The 20,090-nt window shown below is 70.5% G+C and carries 21 protein-coding genes; 8 read left to right on the top strand and 13 right to left on the bottom strand.

The features are described from left to right. From gspL to NON22_RS07560, 4 genes are all read left to right on the top strand, one after another. On the top strand, positions 1 to 484 hold a 484-nt coding region (gspL, locus tag NON22_RS07545; RefSeq protein ID WP_257386322.1), incomplete at its 5' end, for a type II secretion system protein GspL. Next, positions 484 to 969 carry a type II secretion system protein M gene (gene gspM, locus NON22_RS07550; protein ID WP_257386341.1) on the top strand — a complete coding sequence of 162 codons (486 nt, stop codon included), beginning with the start codon at positions 484 to 486 and terminating at the stop codon, positions 967 to 969. The genes gspL and gspM, both read left to right, overlap by 1 nt. A 45-nt stretch (positions 970 to 1,014) precedes the next feature. Further along, positions 1,015 to 1,782, top strand: a complete 768-nt coding sequence (locus tag NON22_RS07555; protein ID WP_257386323.1) for a type II secretion system protein N — start codon at positions 1,015 to 1,017, stop codon at positions 1,780 to 1,782. 14 nt (positions 1,783 to 1,796) lie between these two features. After that, complete coding sequence (locus NON22_RS07560; RefSeq protein ID WP_257386324.1) at positions 1,797 to 2,591, top strand: inositol monophosphatase family protein; 795 nt, start codon at positions 1,797 to 1,799, stop codon at positions 2,589 to 2,591. A 21-nt stretch (positions 2,592 to 2,612) separates the two neighbouring features. Here the strand turns inward: NON22_RS07560 and NON22_RS07565 are convergent, their stop codons facing one another. Further along, positions 2,613 to 3,296 carry a hypothetical protein gene (locus NON22_RS07565; RefSeq protein ID WP_257386325.1) on the bottom strand — a complete coding sequence of 228 codons (684 nt, stop codon included), beginning with the start codon at positions 3,294 to 3,296 and terminating at the stop codon, positions 2,613 to 2,615. Positions 3,297 to 3,407: 111 nt separating this feature from the next. On the opposite strand from NON22_RS07565, the gene NON22_RS07570 reads away from it, so the two are divergent. Together NON22_RS07570 and NON22_RS07575 are read left to right on the top strand one after the other, a co-directional pair. After that, a complete protein-coding gene (locus NON22_RS07570; RefSeq protein WP_257386326.1) occupies positions 3,408 to 3,962 on the top strand; it encodes a TetR/AcrR family transcriptional regulator in 555 nt (184 codons plus the stop codon). A 110-nt stretch (positions 3,963 to 4,072) separates the two neighbouring features. Next, positions 4,073 to 4,525: a hypothetical protein gene (locus NON22_RS07575; protein WP_257386327.1), complete on the top strand. Its 453-nt coding sequence runs from the start codon at positions 4,073 to 4,075 to the stop codon at positions 4,523 to 4,525. A gap of 105 nt (positions 4,526 to 4,630) precedes the next feature. Here NON22_RS07575 and NON22_RS07580 read toward each other — a convergent pair whose 3' ends face one another. The 4 genes from NON22_RS07580 to gcvA all read right to left on the bottom strand — a co-directional run bounded on the left by NON22_RS07580 (position 4,631) and on the right by gcvA (position 9,635). Continuing rightward, complete coding sequence (locus tag NON22_RS07580; RefSeq protein WP_257386328.1) at positions 4,631 to 6,082, bottom strand: cell wall hydrolase; 1,452 nt, start codon at positions 6,080 to 6,082, stop codon at positions 4,631 to 4,633. Continuing rightward, positions 6,079 to 7,761: a hypothetical protein gene (locus tag NON22_RS07585; RefSeq protein WP_257386329.1), complete on the bottom strand. Its 1,683-nt coding sequence runs from the start codon at positions 7,759 to 7,761 to the stop codon at positions 6,079 to 6,081. The genes NON22_RS07580 and NON22_RS07585 overlap by 4 nt, the downstream gene beginning before the upstream one ends. A 117-nt stretch (positions 7,762 to 7,878) precedes the next feature. Continuing rightward, positions 7,879 to 8,682, bottom strand: coding sequence for a 16S rRNA (adenine(1518)-N(6)/adenine(1519)-N(6))-dimethyltransferase RsmA (gene rsmA, locus NON22_RS07590; RefSeq protein ID WP_257386342.1), 804 nt, complete (start codon positions 8,680 to 8,682; stop codon positions 7,879 to 7,881). Positions 8,683 to 8,705: 23 nt separating this feature from the next. Beyond that, on the bottom strand, positions 8,706 to 9,635 hold the full coding sequence (gene gcvA / locus NON22_RS07595) for a transcriptional regulator GcvA (protein ID WP_257386330.1): 930 nt from the start codon (positions 9,633 to 9,635) through the stop codon (positions 8,706 to 8,708). Positions 9,636 to 9,762: 127 nt separating this feature from the next. Between gcvA and NON22_RS07600 the strand changes: the two genes are divergently transcribed. Next, entirely contained in the window at positions 9,763 to 10,689 is a 927-nt protein-coding gene (locus NON22_RS07600; RefSeq protein WP_257386331.1) for a DMT family transporter, read from the top strand. Positions 10,690 to 10,954: 265 nt separating this feature from the next. On the opposite strand, the gene pdxA is transcribed toward NON22_RS07600, so the two are convergent. The 3 genes from pdxA to NON22_RS07615 all read right to left on the bottom strand — a co-directional run bounded on the left by pdxA (position 10,955) and on the right by NON22_RS07615 (position 15,744). Continuing rightward, a complete protein-coding gene (gene pdxA / locus NON22_RS07605) occupies positions 10,955 to 11,935 on the bottom strand; it encodes a 4-hydroxythreonine-4-phosphate dehydrogenase PdxA (protein WP_257386332.1) in 981 nt (326 codons plus the stop codon). 25 nt (positions 11,936 to 11,960) lie between these two features. Further along, complete coding sequence (locus NON22_RS07610; protein ID WP_257386333.1) at positions 11,961 to 13,328, bottom strand: peptidylprolyl isomerase; 1,368 nt, start codon at positions 13,326 to 13,328, stop codon at positions 11,961 to 11,963. 115 nt (positions 13,329 to 13,443) lie between these two features. Continuing rightward, positions 13,444 to 15,744, bottom strand: a complete 2,301-nt coding sequence (locus NON22_RS07615; protein WP_257386334.1) for an LPS-assembly protein LptD — start codon at positions 15,742 to 15,744, stop codon at positions 13,444 to 13,446. Positions 15,745 to 15,922: 178 nt separating this feature from the next. Between NON22_RS07615 and msrB the strand changes: the two genes are divergently transcribed. Beyond that, on the top strand, positions 15,923 to 16,318 hold the full coding sequence (gene msrB / locus NON22_RS07620; RefSeq protein ID WP_257386335.1) for a peptide-methionine (R)-S-oxide reductase MsrB: 396 nt from the start codon (positions 15,923 to 15,925) through the stop codon (positions 16,316 to 16,318). A gap of 7 nt (positions 16,319 to 16,325) precedes the next feature. Here msrB and NON22_RS07625 read toward each other — a convergent pair whose 3' ends face one another. The 5 genes from NON22_RS07625 to NON22_RS07645 all read right to left on the bottom strand — a co-directional run. Next, positions 16,326 to 17,036, bottom strand: a complete 711-nt coding sequence (locus NON22_RS07625) for a hypothetical protein (protein WP_257386336.1) — start codon at positions 17,034 to 17,036, stop codon at positions 16,326 to 16,328. Positions 17,037 to 17,359: 323 nt separating this feature from the next. Next, on the bottom strand, positions 17,360 to 18,283 hold the full coding sequence (locus NON22_RS07630; RefSeq protein ID WP_257386337.1) for a histone deacetylase family protein: 924 nt from the start codon (positions 18,281 to 18,283) through the stop codon (positions 17,360 to 17,362). 32 nt (positions 18,284 to 18,315) lie between these two features. After that, on the bottom strand, positions 18,316 to 18,882 hold the full coding sequence (locus NON22_RS07635; RefSeq protein ID WP_257386338.1) for a cob(I)yrinic acid a,c-diamide adenosyltransferase: 567 nt from the start codon (positions 18,880 to 18,882) through the stop codon (positions 18,316 to 18,318). Between the two features lie 43 nt (positions 18,883 to 18,925). Further along, a complete protein-coding gene (locus tag NON22_RS07640) occupies positions 18,926 to 19,531 on the bottom strand; it encodes a histidine phosphatase family protein (protein WP_257386339.1) in 606 nt (201 codons plus the stop codon). Beyond that, positions 19,522 to 20,090: adenosylcobinamide-GDP ribazoletransferase (locus tag NON22_RS07645; RefSeq protein WP_257386340.1), on the bottom strand; the 569-nt coding region annotated here is incomplete at its 5' end. The genes NON22_RS07645 and NON22_RS07640, both read right to left, overlap by 10 nt.

The following is a 20,090-nucleotide window of genomic DNA, read 5'->3' on the forward strand; positions in this document are numbered from 1 at the left end:
CGCGCCGGCCGCGCGTTGGTGGCGCCGCGCCGCGGCCGCCGCGGCCGCGCTGGTCGTGCTGGCCTTTGTGCAGCTCGCGCTGGAACGCTTCGCGCTCGCGCGCGAGTCCGAAGGACTGGAAAACGCGATGCGCGACGTGCTCGTGCAGAGTTTTCCTGAAATGGAAAAAGTCGCCGGAGACCCGCCGGCGCTCATGAAGAGCGCGCTCGCGCGGCTCGGCGGCGGCGAATCCGCCGGCGGCCTGCTGCGCACGCTCGGACAGATCGCGCCGATACTCGGCTCGACGACGCGCCTGACCACGCGCGGCATCGAGTTCCGCAACGGCACCCTCGAGCTGGCCGTGACCGCGCCCGACGTGCCGACCCTGGACTCCCTGCGCGAGCGGCTGGCCACGTTGCCGGGCCTCAAGGTCGAGCTGACCGCGGCCAATCCGGGCCAGAACGGCGTCGATGGGCGCATGCGCCTGAGCGGAGCCGCGCCGTGATGCGCGCCTGGTGGAACGCTCGCGAACCGCGCGAACGGCAGGTGCTCGCGATCGGCGGCACGCTGACCGCGGTACTGCTGGTCTGGGCGTTCGTCTGGCATCCGCTGCAGCGTTCGCGCGGCGAGCTGCGCGAACGCGTGCAGGTGCAGCGCAGCGAGCTGCAGCAGATGCGCAGCGATGCGACGCGCGTCGCCCAGTTGCGTGGCCTCGGCGCCCAGGCCAAGGTCGAGCGCCAGGGCAAGTCGCTGCTCGCGCTGGCCGACGCGACCGCGCGCGGCGCCCAGCTCGCCAATGAACTGCGCCGCGTCGAGCCGGTCGGACCCAAGAGCGTGCGCGTGAGCTTCGAGGGGGCGTCGTTCGACGCGATCGCCGACTGGCTCGAAGGCCTCGCGCGCGATTTCGGCGTGGTAGCGACCGATCTCTCGGCCGACCGCGCCGAAGGCAACGGCCGCGTCAACGCGCGCGTCACGCTGGAAGAACCCTGAGCGACCGGCGAACCTACTCCCCTCACCAACGCCTATGACTCCCGCATGAAACTGTTGCGCCGCCTGTTCCTGCTGCTCGTGCTGCTCGCCGTGATCGGCGGCGTGGTCGCCTGGACCCTGCCGGCCGAGCTCGCCCTGCGCTGGCTCAAGCCCGACCTCGGTCCGCTGCAGCTGTCGGGCGTGTCCGGCACGGTCTGGCAGGGGCGCGCCTCGGCCGTCGCCGCGTTCGGCACGCCGCTCGGCGCCATGCAGTGGACCGTGGAAAAGTCGCCGCTGCTGCTGCGCCGCGTCGTCGCACGCGTGGGCCTGAGCGGCGGCGCGCTGACCCTCGACGGCGACGTCACGCGCGACGCCGACGGCAGCGTGCTCGTACAGAACCTCACGTTCCAGCTGCCCGCGGAAACCGCCGCACCGGCCCTGGACATTCCGGCGCTGAAGCTGCACGGCACGATAGAAGGCCGCGTCGATGACGCGCGGCTGGCCGGCGGCTGGGTCAGCGGCGCGCGCGGCAGCGCGCGCTGGCGCGAAGCCTCCGTCAGCGGCGAAGCCGAGGCGCGACTCGGCGACCTGCTCGCCGAATTCTCCTCGCAACCCGACGGCAGCATCGCCGGCACGGTCAAGGACGACGGCGCGAGCAACCTCGAGATCGTCGGCCAGTTCGCGATCCGTTCCGGCCAGTTCAACGCGACCGCGCGGCTCGCGCCGCGCAACGGCGACACGCAGGTCGCCGAGGCGCTGCGCTACATCGGCGAGCCCCAGGGCGACGGCAGCAGCCTGCTCAAGATCAACGGCCAGCTGTTCAAGCTGTTCTGAGCGCGGAGCCGTCCATGCAGCCCACGGCCGAATTCCTCGATCAGGCGCTCGTCGTCGCGCGTGCCGCGGCCGACGCGGCGACCGCGGTCATACGCCGCTACTACCGCGGCGGTTTCGAGGTGGAGATCAAGGCCGACGAGACGCCGGTCACCGTCGCCGACCGCGCTGCCGAAGCGGCGATCAAGCAGGTGTTGCGTGCCGCGTTTCCGGATCATGCCTACTACGGCGAAGAGGAAGGCCGCGAGGGCGACAGCGACTGGCTCTGGCTCATCGATCCGATCGACGGCACCAAGAGCTTCGTGCGCGGCTATCCGTTCTTCTCGACGCAGATCGCGCTGCGCTGGCGCGACGAGCTCGTGCTCGGCGTGTCCTGCGCGTCCGAATACGGCGAGCTGGCCTGGGCGCGCCGCGGCGGCGGCGCCTGGCTCAACGGCGAGCGGCTGCAGGTGTCGGCGGCCGAGGACTTCACCGCGCAGACCGCGATCTCCTTCGGCAACGTCAAGACCCTGTCGCGCGACGCGCGCTGGCAGGTGCTCGCGGCGATGGTGCAGCGCTGCGGCCGCACGCGCGGCTACGGCGATTTCCTGCACTACCACCTGCTCGCGCGCGGCTGCATCGACCTCGTCGTCGAATCCGATCTGAACATCCTCGACGTCGCGCCGCTGGTCGTGATCCTGCGCGAGGCCGGCGCCGCCGTCACCGATCTCGCCGGCAATGCGCCCGATCTCGCGACGACGAGCCTGCTCGCCGGCCCGCCGGCGCTGCACGCGCGCGCGCTGGCCGAATTCCGCGCGGCGCTGCAGCGCTAGCGCGCCGCGCGAAAGCGCGGCTCACGCCCGGCCGCGCCAGAGCTGGATCGCCAGCATCAGGTTCCACGCCGCCGCGGCGAGCAGCGCGAGCATCGCACCGTGCAGGTCCAGCCGCAGCGTGCCGGCGAGCACCAGCAGCACGGGCACGCCGCCGAGCAGCAATCCGGCGACGCCGAGCAGACGACTGCGGTCCAGGCGCAGCAGGGCGCAGGACCACAGTACGATCGCGAGGCCGCGGGCGATCTCGCCGGCGGCAGCGAACGCCTGATTAAAGCGCCAGCACAGGCGCAACAGATGGCGCAGCGACTCCAGCGCTGCCGTGTCGGCGTCGGCATAGCGCTGCGCCAGCGCATCGACGACGAAGCCGTTGATCAGGGCAGCGACCATCGCCGCGGCGGCGCCGATCGCGAAAGCCAGCCAGGCGGCGCGCGTCAGCGGACGCGCGAAGCCGGGACGGGCCGAGAACTCGGCGAACGCGAACAGCAGCACGCCGAGCAACGCGATCAGCGTGCCGTGCACTAAGCCGTTCAGCGCGGACTTGCGCGCGATCTCGGCGACGAGCTCGCTCATGCCGTCCGCGTGCGCGGTCGGGTGATGCGCCATCATCGCCACGGCCAGCAACGTCGCAGCGGCGATCAGCGCCGCTAGCATACGATTGCTGTCGATTATCCGCGGAGCCGGGCCGTTGCCGTCGTTCGTCGTCATGTATGCGGTTTCCCCAGGGCGGTGTGGCCGCCAGTCTAGGCGGCGCCGGCGCCGCCCCGGCGCGACGGCGCGGCGATTCCGGACGCCGTCTCACAATCGTCCGGAAACGCGATGAAGCCGCCCCGGTCCGGCACCCGCGCGAAGCGCACGCGCGACCTCGTGCGCCAGGCGTTCATCCAGCTGTTCTTCGCTCGCGGCTATGACGAGATCTCGATGGCCGACATCGCGGCGCGCGCCGGCGTCGGCCGTTCGACGCTGTACGAGCACTACCGCAGCAAGCAGGATCTGATGCGCGACACGGTGCGCTATCCGCTGCTCGGCCTGACTGCTGCCGTCGACGCGGCGCCGGACCCGGCGGCCGTGCAGGCCAGCCTCGATCACTTCTGGGCCAATCGCAGCAATAAAGGCGCGATACACCGCGAATCCTCGCGGCGCGCGGTCGGCCGCGTGCTGGCCGAGCTGATCGAGACGCGCCTCGCCGAAGCGGGCTTCGATCCGGCGCGCCGCAGGGCGACCTCGGTGCTGGTTGCGGAGATGCAGCTCGGCGTCGTGCATGCCTGGCTGCGCGGCGAGTTGGCCCTGGCGCCGGCGGCGCTGGCGCAACAGCTCGTGGCGATGACCCAAGCTGCCTGTACCGGCGCGTCCGCCGGGCCGGCGCGGCCTTGAGCCGCATCGACGCCGCACGCGCTCCGCGGGAAGATGCGAAGCGCCCGCGGGCGCCCCGCCGAACGGCGTTCGAGCGCCGAAAACCGCCAACCTCACGGCCGGAGCCGCCAGTGCCGAATTCTCCATCCCGCCTGCTGATCGCCGCCGCCGCGGCCGATGCGTTCGCGGCACTGCTGCATCTGGCCTGCATCGCCCTCGGGCCGCCGGCCTACCGCTGGCTCGGCGCCGGCGAGCGCATGGCGCAGATGGCCGCGCGCGGCGAGGCCTATCCGAACCAGGCCGCGCTGACGATTGCCGGCGTACTGCTGATCTGGGCGTTGTATGCGCTGTCCGGCGCGGGCGTGATCCGGCTCCTGCCGCTGACGCGGCTCGCGCTGCTGCTGATCGCCGGCATCTATCTGCTGCGCGCGGCCGCGGCCGTCGTGCTGGTGCCGTACTTCCCCGGCAACAGCGCGACGTTCTGGGTCGTCAGCTCCGCGGTCTGCCTGCTGTTCGGACTGTTGCATGCGCTCGGCGTGAAGCGGCGCTGGCGGGTATGGGGAGCGAAGGCCGACGCGGCATAGACACGTGCCGGCGCGCAGGCATGCGGCCGCGACGCCGAGCCTGCTGCGCTCATGCGGCTAAAGCGCGTGCGGGCCGAAGCGGATCCGGTCGCACGCGCAAGGCCTTCAGAGCCGGTAGAACACGTGCCGGCCTATCGTCGCCGTCGGCGTCTTGCCCTCGGCCCAGTGCGGCAGCGGCTGCAGACCCACCGTGTGGTAGTGGTTCCCCCCCTTGGTCGGGTCCTTGGGCCGGTTCGGATCGGCGGGATCGGGAGACAGCTTGCCGCCGACGGCGGCCGCGGCGATGTCGAGGCATTCGCGGAACGCCGTGTCGGCATCGGTCACCGCCTTGAGCTTGGCGAGGTTCGGATCGCCGGCGTTCCAGCAGGAGAACTGCTTGGGTTTGAGGCAGACGGCTTCGATGCTCTGACCGTAGCGCTTCTGCGCGTCGGCGGTGCGATTGAGCACGACCCAGGCCACGGCGACGCGACCGGGTTTCTTCTCGCCGCGCGCTTCGCCCCAGATCGTGCGCGCCAGCGTGTCGATCGCGCCGGCGACGCTGAGCGTGGCCGGCGGCTGTGCGCCTTCCGCGCCCAGCGCGGCGGAGAAGGCGCTGCCGCCGCTGCCGTAGAGACGCATGGCCTGCGCCTTGAGCACCGGCGCTATCGGCTGGATGAAACTCTTCTCGCTGTTGTCGCCGACCACGTAGCCGACGAGCCGGCCGGCCGTGTCGACGACGGGGGCGCCGCTGTCGCCGGGCTCGGAGCCTTTGGTCGTCACGATCAAGTCGCTGAAGCGTACGCTGCCGGCCGGCGGTCCCGGATAGTGGATGTCGACGGTCGTCGCCGGCGAGGTGACCGTGACTATATGCGCCTTATCGTCGACGCTGCCGTGGATCACCAGCGTCTCGCCCTGGATCACGCTGCTGCGGAACTCGGCCGCGAAGCGCTTCGCCGTCGGCGCGATGGTAAGGTCCGCCGCGTCGGGCGGCGGCACGCTCACGATCGCGAAGTCGGGCTGGGCCGACTGCGTGCCGGGCTTGAGCCGCGCGAAGCGCGACGTCAGCAGTCCCGCGTCGTTCCAGCCGTCGTGGCGGCACTGGATCGTGTCGCCGACCGTGGCGCCGGCGGGCGCGAGCACATGGGCGCAGCCGAGCAGATAGCTGCTGCCGGGTTCGTTGATCTTCTCGAGATACGCCGTCGCCGTGCCGGCTTTCGCCGTGGCCTTCGCGTTGCAGATCTTGCCGCCGGCCTGGCAGGCGGCGCGCACGCGTTCGAGCTCGACTACGTCGGTCAGCACCGGCCGGTTGTCGGGCGGCAGGTAGAGCACCGGCGGAACGGGGCGGCCGGGCTGCAGCGATTTGCGCTGGACGTAGACGCAGAGCGCCGGCACCGGCGTGACCACGTCGCGCACGTGCTTGAGACCGGTGCCGATGCCGCGGATGTTGGCGTTGCGGAACCAGCGCCGGCAGGCGCGGCGGAAGCGCGCCTGCAGCGCGGCTTCGGCGGCGTCGCCTTCGATGCGCCGGCGGCTGAGCCAGCGGTAGGCGGTCTCGATGCTGCTTTCGGTGCGAGTCATTGCGGCGCTCCCGGTTTCCTGCAGGCCTGCCGGCGTTCTTCGGGTTTTTCAGCCAACGCGGCGCAGGTGAACAGGTCGTTGAAATGCGGTGCGGCCTTGGCCGCATCGACCAGCGGCTGATTGATCTCGTCGTCGCCGGTCAGGCCCTGTCTTGCGCGGAAATTCCGGATCGCGGCGCGTGTTTCGGGTCCGATGCGGCAGTCGGGATCGGCGCCGACGAGGCATTGCACGGCGAACAGATCGGTCGTGCTGTCGAGAAAATCCCGCTCGGCCGGATAGCGCGGCTCGCCTGCGCCGCGTTTCGCGGTTCCTGCGGGGGCCGGGGTCGGATTCGCGGGTGCCGCCTGCTGTGCCGGCACCACACGGATCGCGATGTCGCGGCCTTCGAGGCCGTTGGCGGAACGTATCGACAGCACCGGTCCGCTGATCGCCTGCGTCGTCGCTTCGGTCGTCACGACGGCGACGTACTGGTCGTCGCTCTTGCCGATCTGCACCGGCTGCAGCTTGACCGCCGCGTTCGGCGTGCCGCCGAGCGCAACGACCGGATGGCCGACGCGGTCGTTGATCGTGATCGAATAGCTCTGCGTCGCGGTGATCTCGACGCTGCCGCTGTCGGGAAGGATCTGGAAGGTCCTGCCGCCTTCGGGCGCGCACGCGGCGACGGCTTCGAACGAGGTCTTGGCCGAGTCCGCATGGCGCAGATAGACGCGCGCCTCGCCGACCGACCGGCTCAGCGCCGACATGTCCTCGCGTGCTTTCGCGTCTTCGCGGATCGCCTGCGCCGCGAGCTCCGCGGAGTCTGCCGAGGATGCAGTGCCCTGTTCGACCTGCGCCGGCGCGGCGATGACGCGATCGCTGCCGAAGGTCTTGGCATAGCCCTGCAGGCCGCCGAGCAATTCGCGCAGGCTGTCGAGGGTCGGCGAATTGCGGCTGACGGCTTCGCGCACCTGGGCGTCGATCATGAGCACGCGCGCGCTGAGGATGATGCCGGCCCGCTTCGTTTCGCCGTGCAGATAGCTCAGGTTCGCGTAGACGTCGCTGGCGTCGTTCACGGCGCCGATGGCCTGCTCGCGCACGGTGTCGGAAAGGCGGCCGCGCTCCAGCGTGGCCTGCAGCGTGTCGATCCTTGCCCGCAGATCCGCGAGCACGTCGCCGATGTTCTTGTTCGCAATCGCTTTCGGCACGACGAACTGCAGCGACTGGATCGCCGCGCAGGTCATTGCGCGCGCGCCGGACAGATAGACCTGTTCGCGCGTGGCCTTCAGCGACCAGTTGCCGGCGGCGTAGACGCCGGCGGCGCCGACGGACAGCCGCAGGATGCGGTCGTTGAAGACCTCGCGGCCGCTCAGGCCGTAGTACAGCGCCGCGGCCGCGGCGGGAATCGCGAGCAGGCCGCTGGTTTCGCGCAGGGTGGAAATGCGGCCGGCCCGGCGCATGTAGCCGCGGCGGTAGCCGTCGGCGAGTTCCAGCGCATTGCAGTAGCTCGGCTCGAAGTCGTCGGTGCAACGGCCGCCGCGGGCCGGCGCGTTCGCTGCGCCGTCGCTGCCGGTCTGCGCGGCGGCGACGAAGAACCCGTCCTTGTCGCGCATGGGTTTGTTGTCGTGCGCGATCGGTCCGACCGCGCAGCCGGACAGACCAGCGGCGAGCAGCGCCGCGGCGATGCCGAAATATCGAATCATGGCCCCCTCCCGTTCGCGGACAGAGCGAGCTGTCCGGCTCCGCCGACGGCGGTCGGCAAGGAAGCAGTGATTCGGAGGGCGCGATTCTCTCAGTGGGCGCGCAGGACGCGGTGGACGTCAGCCCGCCGCCACGACCTTCGCGATCGCGACGAACTGCAGCGGCGCGAGCTGCTCGGCACGCGTGCGCGGATCGACGCCGGCGGCTTCGATCTGCGCCGCAGTCGCGACGTCGTGCAGCGCGTTGGACAAGGTCTTGCGGCGCTGGCCGAACGCGTGCCGCACGATGCGCCCGACCAGCGCCGGATCGGCGTCGTGGCGGCGCTCCGGCGGCAGCGGAGTCAGGCGCACGACGGCGGAGTCGACCTTCGGCGGCGGTGTGAACGCGCCCGGCGGCACCTTCAACAGCGGCTCGACCGTGCAGTACAGCTGCAGCATCACGCTGAGCCGGCCGTAGACCTTGCTGCCCGGCACGGCGGCCATGCGGTCGACGACTTCCTTCTGCAGCATGAAGTGCATGTCGACGATGGACGCGGCATGGTCCAGGCAGTGGAACAGGATGGGACTGGAAATGTTGTACGGCAGGTTGCCGACGAGACGCAGCTTCGTGCCGGCGGCCAGCGCGGTGAAGTCGACGGTCAGCACGTCCGCATGGACGACCTCGAGCTCGCCGATGCCCTCGGCGGCCGCGCGTATGCGCGGAATCAGGTCTCGGTCGAGCTCGATGACGGTCAGGCGGCCGTGCTCGCGCAGCAGTGGCAGGGTGATCGCGCCTTCGCCGGGGCCGATCTCGACGAGCCGGTCGCCGGGCTTCGGCGCGATCGCCTGCACGATGCGCCGGATCAGGCCCGGGTCGTGCAGGAAGTGTTGTCCAAATTGCTTTTTGTGTACGTGCCGTTGCGGCGTCGCGGCAGTGTCGGCGATCGGATTGGCGGGCGGGTAGCGCTTCAAGCGGGAGCCTCGGGCGGCGGTGCGAGCGGCGAGGAGTTCGCCAGCTCCTCGATCAGCCAGGCGCGGAACTGCTGCACCGAGGGCTTCTCGACGTGGGATTCGGGACAGACGAGATAGTACGCGTAGAAGGCCGGCACGCGCAGCGCGAACGGCGCGATCAGTTCGCCGCTGGCCAGGCGGCCGCCGGCCAGCGAGCTGCGCGCGAGCACCACGCCCTGGCCCTGGGCGGCGGCGCGCAAGGCCAGCTCGGTGTCGTCGTAGACCGCGCCGCGGCGCGGCGGCGGTGCGTCCACGCCGGCCGCGGCGAACCAGCGCGTCCAGTCGTTCAGGCGCGTCTGCTGCTTGATGCGCACGAGCGGCAGCTCGAGCAGCTGTGAGGGATGCTTGAGCTTGCGCCGGGTCAGGCGCGGGCTCATTACCGGGAAAAGCTCGTCGTCGAGCAGCTTCTCGCAGCGCAGGCCGGGCCAGGGGCCGTTGCCCCAGCGGATCGCCACGTCGACACCGTCGTTGCGGAAGTCGGCCAGGTTGATGCTGCTCTGCAGGTTGAATTCGATGTCCGGATGCCGCGCGAGAAAGCCGCCGAGCCGGCCGACCAGCCAGGCGGCCGCGAACGAGGGCAGCACGCTCAGGGTCAGCACGTTTCCGGCGGCGCGTTCCCGCACGCGCGTGACGGTCGCGGCGAGCTGGTCCAGCGACTCGCGCACGCCGACCGCGAGCTGCTGGCCCGCGTCGGTCAGCCAGGTCTTCTTGCCGTTGCGCTCGAACAGCTTCAGGCCGAGCTCGTCTTCGAGCGCCTTGATCTGCAGGCTCACGGCGCCGTGAGTCAGATGCAGCTCCTCGGCCGCGCGCGACCAGTTCAGGTGCCGCGCGGCGCATTCGAAGATGCGCAGCGTGCGCAGGGCGGGCAGGTGTTGCCAGGCGCGCATCGTGAGTTTTCCTAACGGTCCGGCGCAGAAAGTATCGATTTTTCGGCGCCGCTTCCAGGCCTAGCATCTGCGGCCTACGGCGTCTGGCCGGTACCGCCGGCGCGGCGTCGCTGCCGAGGAATTCACGATGACTGCGGGAATGCTGTTGCGGATGCTGGCCCTGGCGATGATCTGGGGCGGCTCGTTCTTGTTCATGCGTATCGCCGTGCCCGAGTTCGGCACGGGTTTCACCGCGGCCGGGCGCATAGCGCTGTCGGCGCTCGTGCTGTTCGCGCTCGTGCGCGTGCAGGGGCTGTCGCTGGACTGGCGCCGCCGCTGGCGCGGCTACGCCTGGATCGGCGCGCTGAGCGCCGGCGTGCCGTTCGTGCTGTTCGCCTACATGGCCCACCACCTGCCGGCCGGCTATTCGGCCGTGCTCAACGCGACCGTGCCGCTGTTCGCCGTGCTGCTCGGCTGGTATCTGCAGCGCCGGCGGCCGTCGCTGTCCAAGCTCGCCGGCGTCGTCGTCGGCCTGGCCGGCGTCGTGACGATCGCGCGCTTCGGCACGGTCACCCTGACCGCCGCGACGATGCTGGCCTTCGTCGCGGGCCTGCTCGCCGCGGCGCTGTACGCGCTCGGCGCGGCCGAGCTCAAGCGCCTGTTCAACGGCGTCGATCCGGTCGTCACGGCCGGCGGCAGCCAGATTGGCGCGGCGCTGCTGCTGTCGCCGCTGCTGTTCGGCAACCTGCCGGCGCAGCTGCCGCCGCTGGCGCCCGGGCTCGCGCTGGTCGCGCTCGGCCTGATCTGCACGGCGCTGGCCTTCGTGGTCTATTTCCGCCTGCTGCGCGACGCCGGCCCCGAGCGCGCGACGACGGTGACTTTCCTCGTGCCGGTGTTCGCCCAGGTCTGGGGCGCGCTGTTCCTGCACGAGGCGATCACGGCGGCCGTCATCGTCGGTCTCGGCCTCGTGCTGCTCGCGGTCATGCTCGTGTTCGAGAAGCTGCGCTGGCCGCAGCGGCGCACGGCGCTCGCGGCGACGGCGGCGCTGGCGCCGTGCGCGGGCAAGGACGGCTGAGAATAATTTCCACGAGAGTACTTGTAGATTTGCGCCTCATCCCGGATGTGGGCGACTGGCGAGGTGTTGCGGACAGGGTATTCGCCCGGCGTGAAGGACGTCCGCGGTGTTGCGGTTCGCCGGCAATCTACGCAATCGCCCAGGTCGTGGTGAGCGCAGCGAACCGCAACGTCGAGGTGCCGATGGAAATCGGCGTCTGCCGCCGTAACCGGAACCCAAGCGCGATCTTGACCTGGCACCGTCGCCCCGTTGGCGTCGGGGCGTGTCAGCGGTTCAGCGCGAGCTCCCGCGCGAGCCGCGTCGCGGCGAGCAGGCTGCCGGGGTCGGCCAGGCCGCGGCCCGCCAGGTCCAGCGCCGTGCCGTGATCGACCGACGTGCGGATGAAGGGCAGGCCGAGCGTCAGGTTGACCGCCTGGCCGAAGCCCAGTGCCTTGAGCACCGGCAGGCCCTGGTCGTGGTACATCGCGAGCACCGCGTCGGCTTCGGCCAGCGGTCCGGGCAGAAAGGCCGTGTCGGCCGGCAGCGGGCCGGTCAGGGCGAAGCCCTCGGCGCGCAGCTCGGCCAGCAGCGGCGCGATGACGTCGATCTCCTCGCGGCCGAGATGGCCGCCTTCGCCCGCGTGCGGATTGAGCCCGAGCACGAGAATGCGCGGCTGCGCGATCGCGAACTTGCGCTGCAGGTCCGCGTGCACGATACGCAGCGTCGTCTCGAGCTTCTCGCGCGTGATCGCCGCGGGCACGGCGGCGAGCGGCAGGTGGGTCGTCGCGAGCGCGACGCGCAGGCTGCCGGCGGCCAGCATCATGACGACCTCGGCGTTCGCGCGCAGCGCGAAGTACTCGGTATGGCCCGAGAACGGAATGCCGGCGTCGTTGATGATGCTCTTCTGCACCGGCGCGGTGACGACGGCGTCGAACTCGCCGGCCATGCAGCCGTCGGCGGCGCGCGCGAGCGTGGACAGCACGTAGCCCGCATTGGCGCGGTCGAGCCGGCCCGGCACGACGGCCGCGGCGGCGTCCTCGTGTACCAGGCGCAGGCTGCCGGGCGCGCGCTGCGCGAGCGGCAGCCCGTCGTCGGCGGTCAGTGCCAGGCGCAGTCCGCGCGAGGCCGCGGCGGACTGCAGCAGGTTCGCGTCGCCGATCGCGATCAGGTCGGCGGCGATGTCGCTGTGGGCCAGCTCGGCGACGAGTTCCGGGCCTATGCCGGCCGGTTCGCCGAGCGTGACGGCCAGTCGCGGCAGCGCGTTCATGGAATCCGCTCGCGCCGGACGGGGCTCAGCTGCCGGTCGGCTCGCCCTTGCTGTCGTAGCCGGCGAGGCGGTATTCGATGTAGGCCTCGGCCTTGAGCTGGCGCAGCAGGTTGTCGAACTCGTCCTCGGCCTTGCGCTGCTGGATCGCTTCGCGCGCCTGCGTGCGGCGCGCCTCTTCGGTGCGGTCGAGCTCGCGCATGCCGAGGCGCTTCACGAAATGGAAGCCGGCGTTGCTGCGGAACGTCTGGCTGATCTCGCCGTCCTTGAGGTTGGAGATGACCTCGCCGACCTGCGGACCGTAGGTGTCGATCGGGAACCAGCCCATGTCGCCGCCGGCGTTCGCGCTGGTCGCGTCGTCGGAGTCGGACTTTGCCAGCTTCGCGAAGTCCTCGCCGGCTTCGATGCGGCGGCGCAGCTCGTTGATCTTCTTTTCCGCGTCGGCTTCGCTGACGAGTTCGTTGACCTTGACCATCATGTGCTGCGCATGGAATTCGGTCACGAGCTGCTTGCCCTGGGCGCGCTGCTCGACGAGCTTGAGGATGTGGAAGCCGCTCGGTCCGCGCACGGCCGGCGAGACCTGACCCGGGCCCATGCCCTGCAGCAGGTCGGCGAACATCTCGGGCACCTGGTCGTAGCGGCGCCAGCCGAGGTCGCCGCCGTCGAGCGCGTCCTGGCCGTCGGAGGAACGGATCGCGATCGCGGCGAAGTCGGCGCCCGGTGCGGCGGCTTCGCGCTGCACGCGCTCGGCCTTCTCGCGCGCGGCCTGGATCTGCTCGGCGCTCGCGCCGTCGGGCACGCCGACGAGGATGTGGGCCAGATGCACTTCGCCGGACTTCAGGCTGTTGCCGGCGAGCATGATGTCGACCTCGGCGTCGCTGACCTGGGTCGACTGGGCGACGCGCTGACGCAGGCGCTGGGTCAGCAGCTCGTCGTGCAGGTTGCGGCGGAATTCCTCGTAGCTCAGGCCGTCGCGGGCGATCGCCGCGCGCAGCTGGTCGACGTCCATCTTGTTCGTGCGCGCGATGTTGCCGACCGCCTGGTCGATTTCGACGTCGCCGATGCGCACGCCGCTCTGGCCGGCCTTGGCGACCTGCAGGCGCGTCATGATCAGGCGGTCGAGCACCTGGCGCTCGAGCACCGGGCGCGGCGGCAACTGCTGCGGATTGCGCCGGTACTGCGCCAGGATCTGGCCGACCGCGCGGTTGAGCTCGCTCTTGAGGACCACGTCTTCGTCGACGATCGCGACGATGCGGTCCAGGGTGCCGTCGTCGGGCGCCGCCGTCTGGGCGGCCTGCTGCTGTTCGGGTTGAGGGGTCAGAAACTGGGCCTGCGACGGCGCGGCGGCCGCGAGCAGGGTGGTCAGCAGGACAAACGCAGGCGCAAGCTTGTTCATCGCAGGTCCGTGTAGAGCTTGGAAATTCCGCGGGCCGGGCCGGCCAGCGGACGGGGCGACGAGTGTGCACGGCGCCCCGGACTGGTGCCTGAACGCGCAGGCACCGGTACAGTCGTTACTGTTGATAGCCGAGGATACCACGGCGCAGGAAATCGCCCGTTTTCTGGCCGATCGCGCCGAGTCCCTTGAGCTCCATCTCGAAGTACAGCGCGTCGTTGGCCTTGCCGCCGGCCGTGCGCAGGTAGTGGCGCGCGAGCAGTCGCCAGATCACGCAGCAGGAATCGTGCTCGACGCCGATCAGGTTCTCCAGCGGCTTGCCGTCGCGCAGCGAGTAGTTCCAGCGGCCGATCAGGCGCCAGCGCTCGTTCAGCGGGATCGACGCGGACACGTCGGTCTGCTCGAGGAAGTCGCGGCGGTAGCGGTAGGACAGGTTCAGCACGCCGTCGCCGAGGAAGCGCCGCTGCAGGCTGATCGCCGACAGGTCGGTGCGGTCGCCGTTCGGATTCCACTGGTCGGCGACCTTGAGCCGCCACTTGTCCGACAAGTGCACGTCGACCTCGGCCACGTAGGCCGAGCCCGAATAGCTCGTCGGCGCACCGTAGAGCTGCACGCGCTGGTCGTCGAAATAGCGGATCTGGCCGAGGCTCGCCGACAGGCGCTCGGCGCCGGAATCGGTCTCGAGCAGGCGCGTCGTGATCGCTGCGGTCAGGTTGTTCGCGTCCATCTGCCGGTCGGCGCCGGTGAAGCGGTTCGTCGAGAACAGCTGCGGAAAGTCGAAGGTCAGCAGCTGCGTGTCGAACACCGGCAGCGCGTCCTGGTCGCGATAGGGCACGCGCAGGTAGAACAGGCGCGGCTCGAGGGTCTGCGTGTAGCCGCTGCCGAACAGGTTCACGTCGCGCTCGAAGATCAGGCCCGCGTCGAGGCTCGCGATCGGCACGGTGCGCTGCGGCGTCGCGCCGATCGTGTGCCGGTCGATCTCGGTCTCGACGTCGTAGCGCGTGTGGCGCACGCCGATTTCCGGGCGCAGGAACCAGGCCGCGCCTTCGAGCGGCAGGCTCAGGTACGGATACAGATCCAGGCGCTGGCCCGTGGTCGGGCAGACGCGCGCGCCGCTGTCGTCGCGCCAGCAGTCCTTGTCGAACGCGACGAACTCGGACTTGACGCCGCCTCGCAGGCGCCCGGCCAGGCCGATGTCGGCGTCGAAGGTCATGCGCGGCAGGCGCATGTAGGGCTCGAACTGGTCGGGCAGGGTCGGATCGGTGATCTGGTACTTGTCGCCGCCGACGGCGAAGCTCCAGCCGCGGCCGCGGCCATTCAGATACGCGTTCGACGGCAGCAGGCTCGTCGCGATCGCCGACAGGCTGTCGCCGAAGTCCTCGAAATAGCGCTTGTCCGTCACGCCGTTGACGTTGGCCGAGAAATTCCAGTTCGGCCCGAGCGACGTGAAATTGTCGAAGTGCCACTGGCCGCGCTCGCGCTCGGCGCGGCGGTCGTTCGGCATCCAGCTGCCGTCGATCTGGCCGCGGCTGCTGTCGGTGAGGTAGCGGAACTCCGCTCCGGCCATGAAGCCGCGCTGGGTGACCAGGCGCGGATACAGGGTCATGTCGTAGTTCTCGGCGAGGTTCAGGTAATACGGCAGGGTCAGATCCAGACCGCTGTTGCCATTGAACCCGAAGCTCGGGTACAGGAAGCCGCTCTGGCGCCGGTCGTCGGTCGGGAAGCGCGCATACGGCAGCCACAGCACCGGCACGTCGCCGACGCGCAGGGTCACGTCGTGACCGCGACCGATGCCTTGCGCCTGGTCGATGGCCAGGTCCTTCGCGCGGATCTCCCAGCTCGGATGATCGGGATCGCAGGTCGAGTAGCTCACGACGCTCATGCGCGCATGGTCGTCGTCGATGAGCTCTGCCTGCTGCGCGCGGCCGTTGCCGCGCGAGCTCAGCATCTGGAAGCGCACGCCGTCGAGCACGGCCGTGTTCGGCGTGGTCTTGCCCTGGGCCTTGTCGGCCGACAGCAGCATGCTGCGGTCCTGGTAGCGCACGTTGCCGCTGGCGATCCAGGCCGTGGTCTCGGTCCAGTAGGTCAGCTCGTCGGCGCGGATCAGCTGGTCCAGCCGCTGCACGCGCGCATTGCCCTGCAGCACGTACTTGCTCGAGTCGGCGGACTGGAAACGGTCGGCCGCGAAGTCGGTGTCGGCGTCCTCGCGCTTGCCCGTGGTCGGCAGTCCGGCCTCGTAGAACGACAGCAGCGCGTTGGGCTTGCACAGCCGGAAGTCGTCGGACTTGCGCGGGCACTGGTCGCTGCCGGGCAGGCAGGCCGCCGGATTGGCGGCATAGGCGCCGGCGCCGTACAGGCACAGGACGGTGGCCTGCACCAGGTGGCGCAGGCGGAAGGTACGCGAAAGATTGCGCGGCACAGGCAGGTCTTTGGCAGACGGCGAGGCGCGTAAGATGCCCGAAAGCCGGTCGCGGCAGCAATCGGCGCGGCGCCAAGTGCTTGACGGTACAGCCTGGTCGGGCCGCGACACGCCCCCTCAGCCGCGACCCGGACGGTGCCCTTGCGCCGGCCGGCCCCGCCTCCATCTGAGCACGACCATGACGACCAAGATCGAAAAGACCGACGCGCAATGGCGCGATGAACTGACTCCGGACCAGTACGCCGTCTGCCGCTGCTCAGCCACCGAGCGCGCCTTCACCGGCAAGTATTGGAACCATCACGAGACCGGCACCTACCACTGCGCGGCCTGCCGCGCCGAGCTGTTCGGTTCCGACGCGAAATACGATTCGGGCAGCGGCTGGCCGAGCTACTGGAAGCCGCTCGCCGCCGATGCGGTCAGCGAGCATCTCGACGAATCCCACGGCATGCGCCGGATCGAGGTGCGCTGCGCGCGCTGCGACTCGCATCTGGGCCATCTGTTCCCGGACGGGCCGGCGCCGACCGGTCGGCGCTACTGCATCAACTCGGCGGCGCTGGATTTCAGCGCCGACTGAGCCGGATTCACTGGCAGCCCTGGGCGATCGGCGTCAGGGTGCAGACGTCCAGCGACAGCACGTTGCCTTCGCCGGACGTGCGGAACAGCACGTCGCTGTTGACGAACAGCAGCGCCTCGGGATAGCCGTTCACGCCGATGTCCGGGTTGACCTTGAAGCGCAGCTTGGTGCCGTTCTGGATGCGGTCGGACACGACCGGGATCAGGAACTCGTGCCAGACGCCCTGGAACGACAGCCAGGCACCGCCGGCCTGCGTGTTCAGCGGCGCGCGGATCGCCCAGCCCTCCAGGCCCTGGCTCAGCTGCTGCGGGCAGCCGTAGCCGCTGTCGTTCGCGAGATTGATCAGGCGCGGGCCGTTCGGCACGCGTGCGAAGCAGAACGCCGGGTTCTCGGCCGAGATCGCCGGCGTGACGCCGGGCGGCAGCAGCATCTCGATGCCCATCGCGCTGCCGCCGCAGGGATTGCCCGGATGGCTGATGACGAGGTGGGCGTAGAACACTTCGCCGACGGCCGGCGTGCGGTTCGGCGGCAGCAGGCTGTAGCCCGCATAGGCCTGGACGCGGATCTGGAAGATCGGCGGATCGCTGAGACAGGCGAAGTTGCTGCCGATGTCTTTGGCCACGCCTTCGAACCACGGCAGGTTCAATGCCGAAGCCGGGCGCGCGGCGGCGAGACAGGTCAAGGCCAGGGCGGCCAGGCTCAGGAACAGGCGACGCATGACGGTTTTCCTCGAACGGCGACCCGCCGGGCGTGCGGGTTTCGCGGCCTAGGACGATGGTTCGGGCGGAAAGCTGTCAGCGCAGACCTGAGGCGCGCAGTTCAGCGAACGTCGCGCACGGGCTTGTAGAACCGGGCTCCGTCGAGGGTTTTGCAGGGAAAACCGTATGCGATGGCCGATTCCGGTGATCCTGCTCCGCACGTCCCGGAAGCTACGCGCTGGACTGCGCATCGGACGGCAGCCTCGTCGCCGTCGGACCGCAGGCGGCGTTCTGACGGCCTGGCACGGCGAGTCCCGGAACTTGCCCTTGCAGCGCGTCGCGTTCAGTCCAGCAGCGCCGAGACGTGCGCCGGCACCGACTGGCGCAGTGCCGTCAGGCTGTAGCCGCCTTCGAGGCTGGACACGACGCGGCCCTGCGCGTGCTTGCGCGCGATCGCGACGAGTTCGTGGGTGACCCAGGCGTAATCGGCCGCGTCGAGATTGAGATCGGCCAGCGGATCGAGCCGGTGCGCGTCGAAGCCGGCCGATATGAAGAGTAGCTGCGGGGCGAACGCGTCGAGCGCCGGCAGCACGCGTTCGCGATAGGCCGCGCGGAATTCGCCGCTGCCGCCGCCGGAGGGCAGCGGTTCGTTGACGAGGTTGCCGACGCCGGTTTCCCGGCGCAGGCCGGTGCCCGGATACAGCGGCATCTCGTGGGTCGAGGCGTACATCACGCGCGCATCCGCCGCGAAGATGTCCTGGCTGCCGTTGCCGTGGTGCACGTCGAAGTCGACGATGGCCACGCGCTGCAGTCCGCGCGACAGCGCGTGCAGTGCGCCGACGGCGACGTTGTTGAACAGGCAGAAGCCCATGGCTTCGGTGTGCGTCGCGTGATGGCCCGGCGGACGCACCGCGCAGAATGCGCGCTGCTGGCGGTCGTCGAGCACGTCGTCGACCGCGCGGCAGACCGCGCCGGCCGCGCGCAGCGCGGCGTCGAGCGAGCCTTCCGACATGGCCGTGTCGGCGTCGACGCGCTGGCTTTCGCCGGCCTGCGGCGCTAGCGCGAAGATGCGCGCGACGTGGTCGGCGCTGTGCGCGCGCTGCAGCTGCTCGCGCGTGGCCGGCGGCGCTTCGATGCGGTCGAGGACGGCGAAGCGGTCGGTGTCCAGCGCCTCGAGCACCGCGCGCAGCCGCGCCGGCGATTCGGGATGGCCGGCGCCTGGCTCGTGGCGCAGGCAGCTGGCATGGGTGTACAGGGCGAGGTGCATCGGAATTCCGTGGCGATGGCGGCGCGCGGCGCTCAGGTCGCGGCCGGCTTCTTGCGCCGCTCGTGCTGCCAGAGCACTTCGCCGTGGCCACTGCGGCGCGCGAGCACGCGCGCCAGCACGAACAGCAGATCGGACAGGCGGTTGAGGTAGCGCGTCGCCTCGGCGCGCACGCTCTCGTGCCGGGCCAGGGAGACGACTTCGCGCTCGGCGCGGCGGCAGACCGTGCGTGCGAGATGGCAGGTCGCCGCGGCCATGCCGCCGGCCGGCAGGATGAAGTCCTTGAGCGGCGGCAGGTCGTCGTTGAAGCGGTCGAGCACGTTCTCAAGCCGCTCTATGTCGGCGTCGAACACCATCGCCATGCCCGGTATGCACAGCTCGCCGCCGAGGTCGAACAGGTCGTGCTGGATCTGGGTCAGGTGTTCGGCGATGTCGTCGCCGACATCCTGCGCGAGCAGCATGCCGATCGTGCTGTTGAGTTCATCGACGGTGCCGTAGGCGTTGACGCGCGCGGAGTCCTTGCGCACGCGCGAGCCGTCGCCGAGGCCGGTCGTGCCGTCGTCGCCGGTGCGGGTATAGATCTTGGAGAGTCGGTTGCCCATGGGAGACGTGCCGGATGCGGCGTCGAAGCGGGAAGTGGGAAGCCTAGTCGCACTCGAAGCACGAGGCATTCGTGTAGCTTACTTCAAACTGTCCGAGGCGATAGCGGATGCGGCTGACGCGTGCATGGTCGACCTGCAGCGCGAACGCGCGCGCCGGCGGCAGCCCGAGCGCATGGCAGAGCAGCGCGCGGATCGAACCGGCGTGGGCGACCGTCAGCACGCAGTCGTTGTCGCCGGTGGTGCCGAGCAGCGCGGCGAGCCAGGCGCCGGTGCGGCGGATCACGTCGCTGAAGCTCTCGCCGCCGGGCGCTTCCTGGATGATCCAGTTGTCGGCCCAGTGGCGGTAGCGTGCGGCGTCGCCGTTCGCGATCGTGTCCCAGCGCTGGCCGTCCCATTCGCCGAGGTTGACTTCGCGCAGGCGCGGATCGGCCAGCGGTTCGGTCGCGAAGCGCGCCGCGAACACCTGGGCCGACTGCTGCGCGCGGCGCAGGTCGCTCGTGAACAGGAAGCGCGGCGCTTCGCCCTGCCATTGCGCGGCCAGGCGCTGGATCGCGAGGAAGCCGCTGCTCGACAGGGCCACGTCGGTGTGGCCTATGCAAAGTCCGGCGGCGGCTTCCGAATCGCCGTGCCGCACGAGGATCAGATCCATCGTTGTGCTCCCGCGCAGACCAGATAGCAGGTCAGCTCCACGGCCTGGTTGGCCGCGCCCAGGGTGTCGCCGGTGATGCCGCCGAGCTGGGCGCGGAAGTAGACGCCGGCGAGCAGCGCGACGAGCAGGCTCGCGATCGCCGCGAGCAGCGCCGGCCGGCCGAACGGTGCGACGAGCAGCAGCGCGAACAGGCTGCCGACGGCGACCTGGACCGGGCCGATGCCGTCGGCGACGGGCTTGTTCGCGGCCTGTCCTTCGCGCGCATAGGCCAGCGCGGCGGCCAGCGGCAGCACCGACCAGCGCGCGAGCACGTGGCCGAGCCACAGCGCGGCGAACAGCGAGGCCGGCGCGAGGCTCGCGAGCGCGAGGTATTTGCCGCCGAGTACGGCCGCGAGCGCGAGCGCCGCATAGCTGCCGATGCGGCTGTCGCGCATGATCTCGAGCTTGCGTTCGCGCGTGTGGCCGCCGCCGAGGCCGTCGGCGGTGTCGGCCAGGCCGTCCTCGTGGAAGCCGCCGGTCGTCACGACGGCCGCGACCAGCGCGGCCCACGGCGCGAGCG

The sequence above is a fragment of the Tahibacter caeni genome (assembly GCF_024609805.1).
Classification (GTDB): Bacteria; Pseudomonadota; Gammaproteobacteria; order Xanthomonadales; family Rhodanobacteraceae; genus Tahibacter; species Tahibacter caeni.